This is a genomic window from Microbacterium sp. Leaf351 (assembly GCF_001423825.1).
Classification (GTDB): domain Bacteria; phylum Actinomycetota; class Actinomycetes; order Actinomycetales; family Microbacteriaceae; genus Microbacterium; species Microbacterium ginsengisoli.
This window is the reverse complement of the sequence record NZ_LMPK01000003.1, coordinates 40173-40467: the sequence shown is the minus strand read 5'-3', so window position 1 is coordinate 40467 and position 295 is coordinate 40173. Positions and strand designations below refer to the sequence as shown.

Genomic DNA, 295 nt, shown 5'->3' with positions numbered 1-295 from the left:
GGGACAGCTGCTGCGTCTGTTCGAGTGGTCGCCGAAGGCGGCGGCGCTCGCGCTGCGTCTCGGCGTGCGGTGGTTCTTCGACCTGTGGCGGTTCCCGCGCGGCACCCGGCTCGCGATGGGCAACGCGCTCGTCGCCCGGCTCTCGCACGAGCTCACCCGGCGCGGCGGGCGGCTGAGCTTCGACACCTCGGTGCGGGAGCTCGTGGTCGAGGATGGCCGCGTCGTGGGCGCCGTGCTCGCCGCGGGCGGCGTCGAGCGGCGGGTGCGCGCCCGTCGCGGCGTCGTGCTCGCCGGC

1 protein-coding gene is annotated in these 295 nt (G+C 76.9%); it reads left to right on the top strand.

The features are described from left to right. On the top strand, positions 1-295 hold a 295-nt coding region (locus ASG00_RS15070; protein WP_162238314.1), incomplete at both ends, for an FAD-binding protein.